Origin of the sequence: Pseudomonas lutea (assembly GCF_000759445.1) — a bacterium.
GTDB classification, from domain to species: domain Bacteria; phylum Pseudomonadota; class Gammaproteobacteria; order Pseudomonadales; family Pseudomonadaceae; genus Aquipseudomonas; species Aquipseudomonas lutea.
The window spans coordinates 656210-670938 of sequence record NZ_JRMB01000001.1; the positions used below are offsets into that span (position 1 = coordinate 656210).

Sequence of the window (14729 nt, forward strand, 5' to 3'; positions counted from 1 at the left end):
GTGGGCGACAGGGTTGGCCGCTTGACGCGCGGGACTGACCGCTGTGTTTTACGCCCTGTTCAGATAGGGCGTACGACGGGGGATAAACGTTTCGACTTCAAGCTCGATGGCTTCGATGATGCGCTCCACGTCGGTGGCGTTCATGACCGTGGCGCAGGGGATGGCGGCGATGGCGATCACGGTTTCCCCACTGGCGCGGTCGAAGAGGCGCGCAACCATGCTGCCAGGCGCATCCATGTTGGCTTCAAAGCCCACCGGATGAAAATGCCAGCGCATCAGCTGGCAGGCATTGGGGAATGTGACCTTGTTCATCAACCCACCTCGTTCAGTTGAGCACTTCATAAGCTCCGCAGAGTAGGTAAACAGCAGGTCTGAACAGACTTGCGCAGCGATCGAAACGTCGCGTAGGGAAGCCCGGCCCGCAGACCACGAGTCAGTTAAAGGTAGCACCGAGTTCTGACAATGTCGGGAAATAATTCCTACACAATTAAGAATTTCGTGTTTCTTTGATCAACGTCACCCCACGCTTATATAGGGCATCGAATTCGATTTGTTGCTGAATCGATATAGCGCACCGGCGCACTTGGTGATGAGCGCCTCATGGAAAATCCACCAGCGGTTTGGTCGAGGGTCTGGCCACGCAAGGACGTGACATTGGCAAGGTGCTGGACGTGATTCGTTCGATTGCCGAGCAGACCAATCTGTTGGCACTCAATGCGGCCATTGAAGCCGCCCGTGCGGGTGAAGCAGGTCGCGGGTTTGCCGTGGTTGCTGATGAAGTTCGCGCGCTGGCGCACCGCACTGCGCAATCGACGACGGAAATCGAGCAAATGGTGGCAGGCATTCAGACGCGTACCGGCGAAGCGGTGCAGTCGATGTCGCGCAACACCGAGAGCACCCGCACCCCATTGGGCCTCGCCAGTTCGGCGGGCGATGCGCTGGAATTGATTACCGAGGCCATTGCGCAGATCAACGAGCGCAACCTGGTCATTGCCAGCGCGTCCGAAGAGCCCGGGAACTGTAGGAGCCGGCTTGCTGGCGAACGCTGTGCATCCGACACAACGATGTCGTCTGACCCACCACGTTCGCCAGCAAGCCGGCTCCTACGATCCGATATTCAACCTTCCCAGGCCGTGGGGTTGACCAGGTCTTTCGGCCGCTCGCCCGCCAGTGCCGCCAGCAGATTCTCCACCGCACAACGGGCCATGGCTTCACGGGTTTCATGGGTGGCCGAGCCCATGTGCGGCGTGGCGACCACGTTGCTCATTTTCAGCAACGGCGAATGTGCGCTGACCGGCTCCTGCTCGAACACGTCCAGGCCAGCCGCGCGAATCTGACCGTTTTGCAGGGCGGCAATCAGTGCCTGCTCGTCCACGACTTTGCCCCTGGCGATGTTGATAAAGATCGTCTCGGGGCGCATTCGGGCAAATTGCGTGGCGCCGATAAGCCCCTCGGTTTCGCGAGTCAGCGGCACCGTCAGGCAAACGAAATCCGCTTCGGCCAGCAGCGCGTCGAGGCTGCGATAGGCTGCGTTGAAGCGTGCCTCCACCGCCGGCTTGGGCGAGTGGCTGTGATAGATCACCGGCATCCCGAAACCGAAATGCCCCCGTTGCGCCACCGCCTCGCCGATCCGTCCCATGCCGATGATGCCCAGCGTCTTGCCATGCACGTCCGAACCGAAATGCTCAGGGCCCAGATTGTGCGTCCACTGGCCGTCGCGGACCATGGTCGCCAGTTCCACCACCCGGCGGGCAGTGGCCATGATCAGCGCGAAGCCGGTGTCGGCAGTGGTTTCGGTGAGCACATCCGGCGTGTTGGTGAGCAGAATGCGGCGTCGGGTCAGGTACTCGATGTCGTAGTTGTCGACACCCACCGAGACGCTGGCCACGGCCTTCAGCTTCGGCGCCAGGTCCAGCAGCCCTGCGTCCAGCTTCAGGCTTGCGCCAAGCAGGCCGTCGGCACGGGGCAGGGCGTCGCGTAGACGGGCCAGGCCGTCACTGGATTTCGGGTCTTCGATCAGCGTCACCTCGGCCTGCGATTGCAGGCGTTGCATCAGTGGCGCCGAGAGTTTTTTGTAGAGCACAACATGCGCAGTCATGGGAAATGTCCGGGTCAGGAGTGGGCAGGCGTTGGGCGCGGCTGCGGCGTGTCGCTCAAGGGCCGCGCCTTGGTGTCCGGCTTGAGCAACAGCGTCAGAACAACCGACACCAACAGTGCGCCGCTCATGAACAGGTACGAAGCGCTCAACGTGCCGGTGACGCCGTTCAGGTAACCGACCAGGTACGAGCCGGCGAACGAACCCAGTGCGCCAAGGCTGTTGATCAGCGCCATGGCACCACCGGCGACATTGGCCGGGAGGATTTCCGGGACGATGGCAAAGAAGGGGCCGTACGGCGCGTACATGCACGCGCCGGCGATCACCAGCAGCGAGTAGGACCACCAGAAGTGCTCGGTGCCCAACGCGTAGGAGCCGTAGAAGGCAACGGCGGCCAACAGCAGCGGTGGCCAGACAAACGCTTTGCGCTTCTGGGTTTTGTCAGATGCCCAGGACACCAGCACCATGCCGATCACCGCAGCCAGATAAGGCAACGCCGAGAGCCAGCCGGCTTCGACCATGTCCATCTGCATGCCCTTTTTGATGATGGTCGGCAGCCACAACACGAAGCCGTAGACGCCGATGCTCCAGCAGAAGTACTGCGCCGCCAGCAGCAGCACGCGAGGGGAGCGGAAGGCTTCGGCGTAGTTCTTCACCGGCTTGATGCCCACTTGCTCGGCATCAAGGCGCGTTTGCAGTTCGGTCTTTTCTTCAGCGGTCAGCCACTTGGCCTGGGCCGGACGCTCGTCCACCAGACGCCACCAGATAAACGCCCAGACCACCGCAGGCAGACCTTCGACGATGAACATCCAGCGCCAGCTGAAGTGCGCCACCAGGTAGCCCGAGACCACCGACATCCACAGCATGGTCACCGGGTTACCGAGGATCAGCACGGTGTTGGCCCGCGAGCGCTCGGCCTTGGTAAACCAATAGCAGAGGTACACCAGCATGGCCGGCATCACCGCCGCCTCGACCACGCCGAGCATGAAGCGAATGCCGATGAGCATGTAGGCGTTGGACACGATGCCCGTCAGCGTAGCCAGGCCGCCCCACAGGATCAGGCTGACGAAGATCAGCTTTTTAACGCTCTTTTTCTGCGCGTAGATTGCGCCGGGCACCTGGAAAAAGAAGTACCCCAGAAAGAACAATGCGCCCAGTAACGACGACATGCCGGGGGTGATGTGCAGGTCTTCGGCCATGCCTGACGCGGCGGCAAACCCGTAGTTGGCGCGATCCAGGTAGGCCAGGCTGTAGGTGATGAAAACGATGGGCATGATCAACAGCCAGCGGCGTTTAAGGCCGGCGTGTTTGACGGATTCGAGCAGCTTTTCCATTTCAGGCTCCCTGAGCATGTTGTTTTTGTCGCAGCAGGTGATGCTAATCAGTGTTTGGCTTGCAACGTGTGACGGTCAGGCAATCTGTCGTCGCGAGGCGCTGGTGTTTCGGAGCATGTCGCCGCCGGGCATGTTGCCGGGCAGGGCCGTGGCAGGCATGGCGGCATCGAGGGCGGCACGGGAGGGCAGGCCCTCCATGTCTCCGCGGCTCTGCACCACCTGGCTGCCGATCCAGTTGCCGCGGGCCGTCGCCTGTTCGAGGCCGAGGTTTTCCAGCAGTGCGCTGATCACGCCGACCGCAAAGCCATCGCCTGCGCCGACGGTGTCAACGACGTTGTCCACTGCCACGCCGGGGACGAACGCTTCCATCGATTGCGTGCGGCAATAGGCGCCCTCGGCACCGAGTTTGATGACCACTGCTTCTGCGCCCAGATCCAGGTAAAACCGCGCGATGTCGCCCGGTGTGTCGAATCCGGTCAGCAGCTCGCCTTCCGCCATCCCGGGCATGACCCAGTGGGCATGGCTGGCGAGCCGGTTGACCTCCCGGATCATCGTGCTCTGGCTCGACCACAGCGAAGGGCGAAGGTTGGGGTCGAACGACACGCTGCGGCCCGCTTCGCGCATTTGCGTCATCAGCACATGGGACAGCTCTCGGCAGGTGTCCGACAGCGCCGCCGGAATGCCAGTGGCGTGCAGGTGCCGGGCTTTGAGCAGCTCGGGGACGATGTCGTTGACCGACAAGTGACTGGCGGCCGAACCGCGTCGGAAATACTCAACCACCGGGTCGGCGCCTTCCAGCTCCAGCGATTTGAACTGAAACCCGGTCGGGCGAGCCCGGTCCACCGTGACATGGGCGCAGTCGACGCCTTCCTGTTGCAGGCTGTCAGTGACAAAGCGGCCCATGGAGTCGTCCCCGACCCGGCTCAGCCACGCGACGTTGAAGCCCAGCCGGGACAGCCCGATGGCGACGTTGCTGTCGGCGCCAGCGATGCGTTTCTCGAAATGGCGGACCTGCGCCAAGTCGCCGGTTTGCTCGGCGACCAGCATGGTCATGGTTTCGCCGAAGGACAAAATATCGATCTCAGACATGGCTCAGCGTCTCCGTTTCCGTGGAGTGTGGGGTTGACGAGCTGCCGAGATTGGCAAGCAGGGCAACCTGTTCGCGCGTGACCTCCAGCAAGTCGTCGCCTTGGAGCGGGTATTCGATGGCACGGGGCACGCCTGTCGGCATGTGCTGCATGAGTTGCCGCCAGTCCTGCAGGTCAGCCGGCGTCGGCGGCACGGCGATAAGTTTGCCCGCTGCATTACGGGTGATCGCCTTGCAGTGCAGGTATTCGACGTAACGGCCCAGCGCGCGCGCGGCGTCGCTGGCCAATTGGTCATGCCAGCGCCAGTTGCCGATGTCGAAGGTCATGCCGATGGGCATCTGCAGCGCGGTGATCGCGGCAAAAAACTGCACGAAGGGTTCGATGCGGCCGCCATGCTCGGTCTGATCATTCTCCACCAGCAGATGCACGGCGTAGGGCGCAAGCCGGTCAGCCAGCGCGGCGAGGTCGCAGCGCTCGTTGAAATGCCCCAGCGACACCTTCAACCACACCGCACCGCAGGCGCTGGCGCGGTCAAGGGTCGGTTGCAGCTCTGGATTGGGCTTAGTGTCGCCTTCAAGCCACAGCTCGATTGGCGCCGAATAAAGGCACTCCAGCCCCTGGACCTGAATGGCATGGGCCAGGCCCGGTAAATCTTGATGCGCCACGTCAGGGCTGAACAGCTCTTCACGCAGTTCGATGCGCTTGACGCCAGCGCTCACCAGCAGGGGGATGAAACTGGCCTGTCCCTGGGCGCGGACGAGGTCGGCACCGAAAGCGCCGAGGCTGATGGCAACGGTGGGTTGATTCATTATTGTTGTCCTCTGAAACCGGTTACATTTTTGTTCGAAGAGCAGGCGATGCAAAAGTTCGAACCTCGCGGCACTCGCTGACCTGCGGTAGGCGAGTGCCGTTGATCAGCGTCGTCGTCGAGTCGAACCGCGCGGGATCAACTGCGCGGGGAAGTCATACAGGCGCACCGGGGCTTGATCGCCACGCAAGCGCTCCAGCAGGCATTCAAAGGCGGTGATACCCATTTCATGGGTGGGTTGCGCCAGCGAAGTGATGCCGCTGCCCACCAGCGGGTACCAGTCAAGTTCGTCGAGGGCAATCAGGCCGATGTCGTCGAACAAGTGACAGCCCAGTTCGTGCAATTGGCGGGTGGTGATCAAGGTGGCAACGCCGTTGCCAGTGAACAGCGCCTTAGGGCCGGGACCTTCTTGCGCGATGAACTGGCGCAGATGGTCGCGCAAGTGCTCACCGGTGTCACACACCGCGCCCTTCATCCCGGCGCGCTGGCTGATCTCGGCCATGAACGCATCGACCCGCTCGATCCGCGAGCTGGTGCCGTCCTGAGGTTCGGTGACCATTAACACGTCGCGATAGCCAGACTCCTGCAAGTGGTCCAGCGCTTGACGCACGGCGGCTTGATTGTCGAGGCCGACCAGGTCGCTGTGCAGTTCGTCGACCTTGCGATCGACCAGCACCATTGGCAGCTCGGTGTGCAATTCGCGCAGCTCATCAAGGTGATGGCCGAGAGTGTTCACGATGAGCCCTTCGATGTTGTAGGAGCGCAGCGCGGCCAGGTGCAGGCGTTCCTGCTCGTCGTCGCGGTCGGTGTTGCACACCACCAGGCTGTAGCCGTGTTTGCGGCAAGCGGTTTCGACGCCGTGCATGACGGCGATGGAGTAGGGGTTGCGGATGTCGGCGACGAGCATGCCGATCAGGCGGGTACGGCCGCGTTTGAGTCCGCGGGCCATCTGGTTGGGGCGATAGCCCAGGGTTTCGATGGCGTGTTCGATGCGTTTGGCGATGGCTTCGGACAGCAGGGCACGGTCATCGCCGATGAAGCGCGAGACGCTGGCCTTGGAGACGCCGGCCAGGTCGGCGACGTCGTTCATGGTGACGCGGGTGCGCGTGGGTAACGTAATGCTGTTCACGGCCTGACCCTTATTGGATTTATCAGCAGGCTTGCGGGAGCTTGGGGTGGTTTTTGGGAGAGCGGGCGTGCTCTGAAACCGGTTTCAGGAGACAACAGATTGAGGGGTGGCGTCAATATGGTTTGGTTGGGATCTGCTTAACGGCGGGTTTGGGGTGATTGGGCTCGGATCAGGGTCAAGATCAGGATCAGGATCAACATCAAAAGCGTCGGCCTAACGGCCTCGGGTTTCGCCTTCGGCGAATTACTTGGAAAAACACCCCAAGTAACCAAGGGTGTTTGCTCCTGGTTTGGCCCTTCCTTCGTCAGGGTTCCTTCACTCCGGTCTCGCTCCGTGGGCCCGCCGCCATCCGCCATCCATGGCGGGGGGCGGCTCTCGCGGCATCCATGCCGCTCGGCCCACTCCACGAGACCTGCGCTCAGCCTGCACCCAAGTCGCGATTGGCGGTGTTTGGGCGTTTTGTGTATGGAGGTCAAGGGCTGATCAAGAGCTGATCAAGAGCTGATCAAGAGCTGATCAAGAGCTGATCAAGAGCAAATCAAGGGCGGATCAAGTGTGAATCGAGAGCGAATCAAGAGCAAACCAAGGCCGGTTCAAAGCCAGGTCAACAGCCAACCACTAGGGGATCGAAGACTTCCGGGTTGAAACCGTTCCAACTGCACACTCGGTCCAACTGACCGCACGCAATCCCCTGTAGGAGCCGGCTTGCTGGCGAAAGCATTTGTTCAGTCGCCACTTTCATAACTGGCCCACCGCATTCGCCAGCAAGCCGGCTCCTACAGACCGCGGTCAAGCCAAAGATGCGCCGTTGCCATCCCATCCCGGTTGCCATTGCCATTGCCATTGCCATTGCCATTGCCATTGCTTTGCCGCTGCCGCTGCCGTTGCCGTTGCCGTTGCCGTTGCCGTTGCCGTTGCTCTAGATCTTGATCTTCGAACACCTACACCCCAGACACCGCAAAACGCGACTTGGGTGCAGGCCGAGCGCAGGCGATGCGCAGTGGGTCGAGCCGCATGGATGCGGCGAGAGCGCCGTCAGGGCATGGATGCCCGTTCGGCGCGGGCCCACGGAGCGTCGTCGGAGTGAGGGAACCCCGACGAAGGAGGGGCCTAACCAGGAGCAGGCACCCTTGGTTACTTGGGGTGTTTTTCCAAGTAACTCGCCGAAGGCGAAATGCTCTGCCGTTAGGCAGAAGCCCTTGATCTTGATCTTGATCTTGATTTAGGTCTTGATCTTAGAAAAAACCATCACCCCTTAAACGTATCGCGCCACGATAAAAATCGCCGTTCCAGCATCGCCAGTACCCCATCGGTCAATTTACCCAACACCGCCAGCACGATAATCGCCGCGAGCACAATGTCCGGCCGCGACGTCTCGCGGCCGTCACTGAGCAAATACCCCAACCCCTTCGTCGCAGCGATCAACTCCGCGGCCACCAAAAACATCCACGACAGACTCAACCCCGACCTCAAACCCGTGAACAAACCGGGCAGGGCGGCCGGCAAGAAAACATGAACGATCATCTGCCGCGGACTGAAGCGGTACATCTGCCCGACCTCCACCAGCTTGCGATCAACACTGCGGATGGCCGCCACACCGTTCAGGTACACCGGGAAAAACGCCCCGATGGCGATCAGCACCACCTTTGACGTCTCGCCGATCCCCAGCCAGAGCAGCAACAGCGGCACCCAAGCCAGGCTCGGGATCGAGCGCAGTCCGGCAAATGTTGGCTCCAGATAAGCCTCGGCTTCCCGACTGAGCCCGACCCACGCGGCAAACACCAGAGCCACGGCCGCGCCGATCAAGAACCCGCTCAGCACCCGGGTCAGGCTGGCGCCGATGTGTTTCCACAGCGCGCCATCGGCCAGGTCAGTCAGCGTCGTAGCAATCTCGCTCGGCGCCGGCATCTGGTACGACTGCACCCAGCCGATGCGTACGGCGATTTCCAGCATCAGCAAAACGGCAACGGGTACGGCCAGACCCTTCAAGCGGGACCGCCATTTCCCACGCGTCCGGGTGACAAGGGTTTGGGCGACTGTGATTTCTTCCTTCAACGCGAGGGATGTCGACTCTGCGCCGCGAAGCCTGCCGTCGGTCAAACCGCTGCCGTGCGCCTCCCTCATGGCTTGACGACGACCGCGTCGGCGTAGCTTGGGTCGATCAATTGATCGATGACCTGGCCGACGTCGGTGCCTCTGCGCACCAGTTCTTCGGAGACCAGGATCGGTGCAGCTGCCTTCGACGCGGTGGTGTCCTGCTCTGTCAGTCGCGGGTTGCTGAGGTCGGTACGGCTTAGCTGCAGCCTGGCGACGTCCAGTGGCAGGCCCGACTCGGTGGCGACCAATTGCGCCAGTTGGTCTGGATTCTTGAGTGACCACTCACGGGCTTTTTCGTACGCGCCGAGCACGGTCTTGATGGCTTCCGGGTGCTCTTTCGCATAGCGCTCGGTGACGCTGACGACGCCGTAGCTGTTGAAATCCTTGTTGCGATACAGCAGACGCGAGCCGGCCTGAATCTCGCTCGCGGCCATGTGCGGATCGAGTCCTGCCCAGGCGTCGACGTCACCTTTCTCCAGTGCGATGCGGCCGTCCGGGTGTTGCAGATGCAGAAGTTCGACATCGTCTTTGCTCAGCTTCGCCTGTTGCAGGGCGCGCAGCGTGAACAAATAAGGGTCGGTGCCTTTGGTGGCAGCGATTTTCTTGCCTTTGAGGTCGGCAACGCTCTGTAGCGGGGAGTTCTTGCCCACCACCAACGCTGTCCATTCCGCCCGGCTGTAGACGTAAACCGATTTGATCGGGCTGCCATTGGCCCGCGCCAGAACAGCAGACAGGCTGGCGGAAGACGCAAAGTCCACGCCGCCGCTGTTCAAGTACTCCAGCGAGCGGTTGCTGCCTTGACTGAAAACCCAACTCACCTTGCTTTGCGGGAGGGCCTGTTCCAGCCAGCCGAAATGCTTGAGCACCAGGCTTACGGGTGAGTAATAGGCGTAGTCCAGATGCACCTCAGCCGGAGGTGCCTCGGCAGCATAGGCCTGGGATTGTAGTGCCAGTACCAGTGCACTGGCGACCAGTTTGAAAGCGTGCGGCAGACGGAGGATTGAGGTCATGGGGTGTCCACTGAAAGGGTATAAGCTGCGCGCGGCTGCTTATGACGGAATCGGCAGTCCGAACTGTTCATCCTGCTCAAATGGAATATAGCAGGCTTTATGCCACAAGGGCGGGTGGCGTTGTTTCCCGCTGCTTTCGGGGTTGCAGCGAGCTGAACAAAGACCCTGAATCAACAGCCTGTTGATCCACTGTCTGCTGATCAACACTTGCGCTGTTTCATGACAGCGGGCGCCGTCAGGCTGATGAGCAGGGGAGCAAGCACCCGCAAAAAGCCGTTCGCCGAGCTCACACCGATCCGACCGTTCAGCGATTAAATCGGGAAATCAGGGAGTTGCGTGCAACCTCTGGAGTGTTTACTCGTCTGATGCGCGTTCCTTATACAGAAACATTGGCTCGCCATACTGCACCGAGCCGCACACTGACAAGGACGTTGCATCGGGTTAGAGCCCACCATGAGCCATCAGAAATCCATGCCCATATGAATTCTCTCAAGTCTCCTGTGGGGTCACGCGCAAAGCAGCGCTTGACCTATTTTCTGCTGCCGGCACTGCTGATCTCTTCCGCCGTTTTCTGGTTTGCCGCCGGCAAAGGCGTTCACGCCGAGCCCAAGAATGGCACTCAGACCCTGGTGTTCCTGCGCCACGCCGAGAAGCCGGAAAGCGGGCTGGGCCAATTGAATTGCCAGGGGCTGAACCGGGCCATTGACCTCTCCACGGTGCTGCCCAACACGTTTGGCAAGGCCGACTTTATCTTTGCCGCCAACCCCAGCCGCCACGTTGAGGAAGGCGAACATGACCATTCCTACAGTTACCTTCGCCCGCTGATGACGGTAGGGCCAAGCGCAATCAAACTGGGCCTGCCGGTCAATATCGATTACGGCGCCAACGACACGGCTGATCTGGCTGATGAGTTGATGCGCGACAAGTACCACGACGCCACCATCTACACGGCCTGGTCACACGGGTACTTGCCGGAGTTGATCAACAAGGTTGCCCAGGAGGCGTCGGGGGAGAAGATCAAACTGGTCGACGACTGGGTCGCCGAGGACTTTGACTCGGTGCTGGTTCTGACCCTCAAATGGAATGATGGCAAAGCCACCCTGCAGTACGAAAACTACAAGCAGAACCTGGACGGCGGGGCGGTGGGCTGCCCAAGCTGATGGATGGTGTGTACGGGCATTCGCGGCGTGGCTCCCGACGTCTTCCCGGCTAAAGCCGGTCCCACAGATTGCGCGTCCCGATTTACGCGTAGCGGCGGGCATTGAGCACTGACAGCGCCGCAATATTTGTACCGTCCGTGGGTTTGGGTTAGCGTCAGCCGACCCTGACTGCCACGGGCTTTCCCCATGCCGGAACCTCTGCATCCGCACGCCTCGCGCCTCATCCCTTTTCATCCGCCGTTCGACTGGCAACGCATGCTCGACTTCTTCGCAGCCCGCATGACCGCAGGCGTTGAAGCGGTGGTCGAGGGCGCCTACCTGCGCAATATCGAGTTCAAGGGCTGCCCGGGCGCGTTATCGGTGGAGATGGCGGCTGATGGGCGGCATCTGTTGGCGACCGCCCACGGCGAAGTCAGTCGGTACATAGATGAACTGGTCGTGCCGGTCTCGCACATGTTCGATCTGTACGTTGAACCCGGGCAGGTCGATGAGAGCCTTTCCCGGGATCCGTGGCTGGCATCTCTGGTGCAGCGTCGTCCGGGGCTGCGCGTGCCGGGGGCTTTTTCCGGTTTCGAGCTGGCGGTGCGTACGATTGTCGGCCAGCAGGTCAGCGTGAAAGGCGCGACGACGATTGTCGGGAGGCTGGTGCAGCGCGCCGGCGTCCAGGTCAGCGACCACCTCCATCATCAGGTCGGTTGGCGATTTCCGACGCCCGAGGCACTGGCGCAGGTCAATCTGGACAAGATCGGCATGCCCGGCAAGCGGGTCGAGACCCTGCAGCGCCTCGCTGCGGCGGTGGCCAGTGGCGAGCTCTCCCTGGATGTCCGTCATGGCGACATCGGCGATCTGCGTCGACAGTTGCTGGCCATGCCCGGCATCGGTCCCTGGACCGTGGAGTACATTGCCATGCGCGCATGGCGTGACCCTGACGCCTGGCCGGCGGCCGATCTGGTGCTGATGAACCTCATGACGCTGCAGGAGCCAGACCTGCTGCGCTTGCCTCAGCACAAGGCGCGTGCCGAAGCATGGAGGCCGTGGCGGGCGTATGCCGCCATGCACATCTGGAATTCCGCTGCAGATGTGGCGGGAAAACAAAAAGGCGGTTGATCGCGAATTTGAGCGCAAGAAGTGGATAGCATGCAGGCCTGGCGGGCGTAGCATTCGGTTGATCCAGGCGAGCGTTGCCAAGCCGCCTTCCAGATGGTCGGAGCAGGAGCGAACTAATGACCTTCACCTACCGCTTTATCGAATCTCCCGTCGGGCAGCTCAGACTGATTGCCAAAGGCCCTCGGCTGACGGCCGTGCTGTGGCCAAACGATCGCCCAAATCGGGTGTTATTGGGGCCGATGGATGAGGACACTGGCAGCGGTATCCTTGATCAGGCCGAGCGGCAACTCGGTGAGTACTTTGCCGGACGTCGACAGGCGTTCGAGCTTGAGCTTGAGTTTCATGGCACCGATTTTCAGCGCCGGGTGTGGCAGGCGCTCCTCAGCATCCCATTCGGCGAGACCCGCAGCTATCTGGATATTGCTGTGCAGATTGGCAACCCCACTGCGGTGCGTGCGGTCGGGGCCGCCAATGGCAGAAACCCGATTTCGATCATTGCGCCTTGCCACCGCGTGATCGGCAGTACCGGTGCGCTCACGGGCTTTGCGGGCGGTCTGGACACCAAACTCCTGCTGCTGTCACTGGAAGGCTACCAGCCGGCGCTCCGACCCAAGAGCATGGTCAAGGCCGCTCTGGCCCAGGGCTAACTGTTTTAGACCGACCGACTTAAATCACGGTAATGGCTCACATCAGGGCCCCCTAAAAACCTGTTACCGCCACCCCTTATCATGGAGATGATCATGGCCGGTTCCGCTAAGACATTTCGTTCATTGCACCATCAATCCACCGTTCTGCGCCTGCCCAACGCCTGGGACGCAGGCAGCGCCCGGCTGTTCGAAAGTCTGGGCGCAACGGCGATCGCCACCACCAGCGCCGGCGTCGCCTGGGCGCAGGGTTACGCTGACGGACGCCTGTTCCCGATAGAGTCCGCGGTCAGCGTTGCTGCCAGCATTGCCCGGTTGATAAAGGTGCCGCTCTCGGTGGACTTGGAAAACGGTTACTCGGACGATCCGCTGGCGGTAGCGGAGCACGTCAAGCGTGTACTCGACGCCGGCGCGGTGGGCATCAATATCGAGGACGGCACCGATGCGCCGGAGTTGTTGGCGCGCAAGATCGAGGCCATCAAAAGCATGGCTGCCCGCAATGGACTGGACGTCTTTGTCAATGCACGCACCGACGTCTACCTGGCTGGACTGGTGGCGGATGAGATGCGCGTGGAGGAAACCCTCAAGCGCGGCCGGCTCTATCAACAGGCCGGTGCAGACGGCCTGTTTGTGGCGGCGTTGGTGGACATCGAGCAGATCAAAACCATCGTGGCCGGTGTAGGGCTGCCCATCAATCTATTGGCCCGCCAGGGACTTCCCGACGCCGAGGCGCTCGCGCAATTGGGCGTGCGCCGATTGAGTGCCAGGTCCAGCATCGCACAGACGTTATGGGGACAGGCCGAACAACTGGCGCGCGGTTTCTTGCAGGACGGGCGCTCGGAAGCCGTTATCGAAACCAGTCTGGCATACCCTCAGATACAGGCCCTGTTTGGCCGATAAACCGGTGAATTGATTGTTGGGTGCGGGGTGGTGCCGTCATGGGTTGCCGCTCGTCGGTTACAAAATGAACGGCGCAATCGACAAGAGGTGCTAGCCAGGTTTTAACGGAAAGAGTACAAATGTACTCCATGACGAACCTATCCCCAAAACGCGCTGCCATTCTCACCTTCATCCGAGATCGCATCGCCCACAATGGCCAGCCCCCCAGCCTCGCAGAGATTTGCGAGGCCTTTGGCTTTGCCTCTCGCAGTGTGGCTCGCAAGCACATCATTGGGCTTACCGACGCCGGTCTGATTGAAGTAGTCGCCAATCAGGCGCGCGGCATACGCTTGATTGATGCACGCCCGCGGGCCCAAATGCTCGACATTCCTGTCCTCGGCAGGGTGGCAGCCGGCGTGCCCATCGGGCCGGACATCGATACCCACGACACGTTTACGCTCGACAGCCGTACCTTCATGCGCGTCCCGGATTACCTTCTGCGGGTCAATGGTGACTCGATGATTGAAGACGGCATTTTCGACGGCGATCTGGTGGGCATCCTGCAAAGTGCCGAAGCCCGCGACGGTCAGATTGTCGTCGCCCGGCTGGACGGCGAAGTAACGATCAAGCGTCTTGAGCTCGGCGCAGATCAGCTTCGGCTACTGCCGCGCAACCCGGCGTATCAACCGATCATCGTACGGCCTGACCAGGACTTCGCCATCGAGGGCGTCTTCTGTGGCCTGGTGCGCCGGGAATGATGGGCGCGGTGGTCAGCCTCGACGCGCTGCTGGACGAGCGGCGTGTCTGGAAGGGACGTCCTCAGGTTCCTTCCATTGCGGCCCAGCCCACCGGGCATCCTGCTCTGGATGCCGCACTGCCCATGGGCGGCTGGCCACCTGCGGCGATGACCGAAGTTTTGATCCCGGCCAATGGCAGTGGCGAGTTGCGGCTGATGTGGCCGACACTGGCCCGGCTTGCCGACAGTGGCGAGCGCATCGTGCTGGTCGCACCCCCTTATTTACCCTATGCCCAGGCTTGGCAGATGGCAGGTATCGACCTCAAACAGTTGTCGATCATTCATGCCAGCGAGCGAGATGCACTGTGGGCAGTGGAACAGTGCCTGCGTTCGGGCAGTTGCGGGGCGGTGCTGTGCTGGCCGACCAAGGTCGATGATCGCGCCTTGCGACGCCTGCAGGTGGCCGCCGAAACCGGCGAGACCCTTGCCTTCGCCTGCCGCGGCCATGAAGCGGCGGCCAATCCGTCACCGGCCGCGTTGCGCATCGCCATCGATACGCGCCCCAGCCAGTTGCGCGTGCTCAAGTGTCGCGGTGGGCTGGCGCCTGCCTCACCCGTTCCGTTCACTGCTGACGCTTGAGGT

At 61.5% G+C, this 14729-nt stretch carries 15 protein-coding genes and 1 pseudogene; 8 read left to right on the plus strand and 8 right to left on the minus strand.

Going from position 1 to position 14729, the window contains the following annotated elements; all coding sequences use genetic code 11:
- Positions 1–48: 48 nt before the first annotated feature.
- Positions 49–342: a DUF1652 domain-containing protein gene (locus tag LT42_RS02730; RefSeq protein WP_081955291.1), complete on the minus strand. Its 294-nt coding sequence runs from the start codon at positions 340–342 to the stop codon at positions 49–51.
- A gap of 332 nt (positions 343–674) precedes the next feature.
- On the opposite strand from LT42_RS02730, the pseudogene LT42_RS26140 reads away from it, so the two are divergent.
- Positions 675–1010 (plus strand): annotated as a pseudogene (locus LT42_RS26140) (methyl-accepting chemotaxis protein); the annotation flags it as partial.
- A gap of 107 nt (positions 1011–1117) precedes the next feature.
- Here LT42_RS26140 and LT42_RS02735 read toward each other — a convergent pair.
- From LT42_RS02735 to LT42_RS02755, 5 genes are all read right to left on the minus strand, one after another.
- Entirely contained in the window at positions 1118–2098 is a 981-nt protein-coding gene (locus tag LT42_RS02735; protein ID WP_037009734.1) for a 2-hydroxyacid dehydrogenase, read from the minus strand.
- A gap of 14 nt (positions 2099–2112) precedes the next feature.
- Positions 2113–3429 (minus strand): MFS transporter, encoded by a 1317-nt coding sequence (locus tag LT42_RS02740; protein ID WP_037009739.1) that lies wholly within the window; start codon positions 3427–3429, stop codon positions 2113–2115.
- A 75-nt stretch (positions 3430–3504) separates the two neighbouring features.
- A complete protein-coding gene (locus LT42_RS02745; protein WP_052074992.1) occupies positions 3505–4518 on the minus strand; it encodes a sugar kinase in 1014 nt (337 codons plus the stop codon).
- Positions 4511–5326, minus strand: coding sequence for a sugar phosphate isomerase/epimerase family protein (locus tag LT42_RS02750; RefSeq protein WP_037009741.1), 816 nt, complete (start codon positions 5324–5326; stop codon positions 4511–4513). Before LT42_RS02750 ends, LT42_RS02745 begins: the two co-directional genes overlap by 8 nt.
- A 105-nt stretch (positions 5327–5431) precedes the next feature.
- Complete coding sequence (locus LT42_RS02755) at positions 5432–6415, minus strand: LacI family DNA-binding transcriptional regulator (RefSeq protein WP_052074994.1); 984 nt, start codon at positions 6413–6415, stop codon at positions 5432–5434.
- An 839-nt stretch (positions 6416–7254) separates the two neighbouring features.
- Here LT42_RS02755 and LT42_RS26145 point away from each other — a divergent pair.
- Positions 7255–7377, plus strand: a complete 123-nt coding sequence (locus tag LT42_RS26145; RefSeq protein ID WP_276209483.1) for a hypothetical protein — start codon at positions 7255–7257, stop codon at positions 7375–7377.
- A 325-nt stretch (positions 7378–7702) separates the two neighbouring features.
- Here the strand turns inward: LT42_RS26145 and LT42_RS02765 are convergent, their stop codons facing one another.
- A complete protein-coding gene (locus LT42_RS02765; protein ID WP_037012833.1) occupies positions 7703–8509 on the minus strand; it encodes an ABC transporter permease in 807 nt (268 codons plus the stop codon).
- A gap of 65 nt (positions 8510–8574) precedes the next feature.
- Positions 8575–9561, minus strand: a complete 987-nt coding sequence (locus tag LT42_RS02770; protein WP_037009747.1) for an aliphatic sulfonate ABC transporter substrate-binding protein — start codon at positions 9559–9561, stop codon at positions 8575–8577.
- Positions 9562–10040: 479 nt separating this feature from the next.
- On the opposite strand from LT42_RS02770, the gene LT42_RS02775 reads away from it, so the two are divergent.
- From LT42_RS02775 to imuA, 6 genes are all read left to right on the plus strand, one after another.
- Positions 10041–10721, plus strand: coding sequence for a hypothetical protein (locus LT42_RS02775; protein WP_037009750.1), 681 nt, complete (start codon positions 10041–10043; stop codon positions 10719–10721).
- A gap of 186 nt (positions 10722–10907) precedes the next feature.
- Positions 10908–11828: a DNA-3-methyladenine glycosylase family protein gene (locus LT42_RS02780; protein WP_052074995.1), complete on the plus strand. Its 921-nt coding sequence runs from the start codon at positions 10908–10910 to the stop codon at positions 11826–11828.
- Between the two features lie 116 nt (positions 11829–11944).
- Positions 11945–12475 (plus strand): methylated-DNA--[protein]-cysteine S-methyltransferase, encoded by a 531-nt coding sequence (locus tag LT42_RS02785; protein WP_052074999.1) that lies wholly within the window; start codon positions 11945–11947, stop codon positions 12473–12475.
- Positions 12476–12568: 93 nt separating this feature from the next.
- Entirely contained in the window at positions 12569–13372 is an 804-nt protein-coding gene (locus tag LT42_RS02790; protein ID WP_037009752.1) for an isocitrate lyase/PEP mutase family protein, read from the plus strand.
- Between the two features lie 119 nt (positions 13373–13491).
- Entirely contained in the window at positions 13492–14109 is a 618-nt protein-coding gene (gene lexA, locus LT42_RS02795) for a transcriptional repressor LexA (protein WP_037009754.1), read from the plus strand.
- A complete protein-coding gene (imuA, locus tag LT42_RS02800; protein ID WP_037012839.1) occupies positions 14109–14726 on the plus strand; it encodes a translesion DNA synthesis-associated protein ImuA in 618 nt (205 codons plus the stop codon). The genes lexA and imuA overlap by 1 nt, the downstream gene beginning before the upstream one ends.
- Positions 14727–14729: the final 3 nt, after the last annotated feature.

What these genes read in the sequence shown, in the direction of transcription:
- LT42_RS02730 (WP_081955291.1), bottom strand. Translation starts at nt 342, where the DNA reads ATGAAGTGCTCAACTGAACGAGGTGGGTTGATGAACAAGGTCACATTC.
- LT42_RS02735 (WP_037009734.1), bottom strand. Translation starts at nt 2,098, where the DNA reads ATGACTGCGCATGTTGTGCTCTACAAAAAACTCTCGGCGCCACTGATG.
- LT42_RS02740 (WP_037009739.1), bottom strand. Translation starts at nt 3,429, where the DNA reads ATGGAAAAGCTGCTCGAATCCGTCAAACACGCCGGCCTTAAACGCCGC.
- LT42_RS02745 (WP_052074992.1), bottom strand. Translation starts at nt 4,518, where the DNA reads ATGTCTGAGATCGATATTTTGTCCTTCGGCGAAACCATGACCATGCTG.
- LT42_RS02750 (WP_037009741.1), bottom strand. Translation starts at nt 5,326, where the DNA reads ATGAATCAACCCACCGTTGCCATCAGCCTCGGCGCTTTCGGTGCCGAC.
- LT42_RS02755 (WP_052074994.1), bottom strand. Translation starts at nt 6,415, where the DNA reads ATGAACGACGTCGCCGACCTGGCCGGCGTCTCCAAGGCCAGCGTCTCG.
- LT42_RS26145 (WP_276209483.1), top strand. Translation starts at nt 7,255, where the DNA reads ATGCGCCGTTGCCATCCCATCCCGGTTGCCATTGCCATTGCCATTGCC.
- LT42_RS02770 (WP_037009747.1), bottom strand. Translation starts at nt 9,561, where the DNA reads ATGACCTCAATCCTCCGTCTGCCGCACGCTTTCAAACTGGTCGCCAGT.
- LT42_RS02775 (WP_037009750.1), top strand. Translation starts at nt 10,041, where the DNA reads ATGAATTCTCTCAAGTCTCCTGTGGGGTCACGCGCAAAGCAGCGCTTG.
- LT42_RS02780 (WP_052074995.1), top strand. Translation starts at nt 10,908, where the DNA reads ATGCCGGAACCTCTGCATCCGCACGCCTCGCGCCTCATCCCTTTTCAT.
- LT42_RS02785 (WP_052074999.1), top strand. Translation starts at nt 11,945, where the DNA reads ATGACCTTCACCTACCGCTTTATCGAATCTCCCGTCGGGCAGCTCAGA.
- LT42_RS02790 (WP_037009752.1), top strand. Translation starts at nt 12,569, where the DNA reads ATGGCCGGTTCCGCTAAGACATTTCGTTCATTGCACCATCAATCCACC.
- lexA (WP_037009754.1), top strand. Translation starts at nt 13,492, where the DNA reads ATGTACTCCATGACGAACCTATCCCCAAAACGCGCTGCCATTCTCACC.
- imuA (WP_037012839.1), top strand. Translation starts at nt 14,109, where the DNA reads ATGGGCGCGGTGGTCAGCCTCGACGCGCTGCTGGACGAGCGGCGTGTC.